1 protein-coding gene is annotated in these 1,019 nt (G+C 77.8%); it reads right to left on the reverse strand.

Annotated elements, in window-relative coordinates:
- The coding region (locus FAF44_RS53310; protein WP_237111139.1) for an amino acid adenylation domain-containing protein at positions 1–1,019 on the reverse strand (1,019 nt) is incomplete at both ends.

Genomic DNA, 1,019 nt, shown 5'->3' on the forward strand with positions numbered 1-1,019 from the left:
GGGCAGGGCCGTGCGGTCCACCTTGCCGTGCGGGGTGAGCGGGAGGCGCTCCAGCGGGACGTACCGGGCGGGCAGCAGGTGCTGGGGCAGCCGGGCCGCCGCGTGCTCGCGCACCCGTTCCAGCGTCCCGCCGTCGCGCGGCACCACGTACGCGACCAGCCGCCGCCCCTCGCCGCCGGTCACGGCGGTCACGACGGCGCGCGCCACGTCCGGGCAGGACTCCAGCACGGCCTCGACCTCGCCCGGCTCGATCCGGTACCCCCGGATCTTCACCTGGCCGTCCGCCCGGCCCGCGAACTCCAGCTCGCCCCCGAACGTCCACCGCGCGAGGTCCCCGGTCCGGTACATCCGCTCGCCCGCCCGCCGGTCCGGCGCGAACGGATCGGCGACGAACCGCTCCGCCGTCGCTCCGGGCCGCCCGAGGTAGCCGCGCGCCAGCCCGGCCCCGGCGATGTACAGCTCGCCGACGACGCCGATCGGGACGGGCCGCAGGCGGGCGTCCAGGACGTGCACGCGGGTGCCGTCCAGCGGCCGGCCGATCGGGACGGGCCCGCCGCCCGGCTGCGCCCCGGCCCGGTGGCTGGTGGCGAACGTCGTCGTCTCCGTCGGCCCGTACCCGTTGACGACCCGACCGCCGCGCTCCGCCAGCCGCCGCACCGCGTCCGGCGGCAGCACGTCGCCGCCCGCCCACACCTCCGGGACGCGGGCGAGCGGGCCGGGCGCGAGGTCGGCCAGCGTCCGGAACAGTTCGGCCGTGAGCCACACCGCGCTGAGCCCGGCCCGTTCGACGGTGTCCGGCCGCAGCGGGCCGGGCGGCGCGACGACGACGGTGCCGCCGTTCAGCAGCGGGACCCACAGCTCGTACGTGGCCGCGTCGAACGTGTGCGGGCTGTGCAGCAGCACCCGGCGATGCCCCGAGAAGCGCCGGTCGGAGGCGAGGTCCAGGATGTTCGCGTGGGTGACGACGACGCCCTTGGGCGTGCCGGTCGAGCCCGAGGTGTACATGACGTACGCGGCGG

It is taken from the genome of Nonomuraea sp. MG754425 (genome assembly GCF_021699195.1).
In the GTDB taxonomy this organism is placed as follows: domain Bacteria; phylum Actinomycetota; class Actinomycetes; order Streptosporangiales; family Streptosporangiaceae; genus Nonomuraea.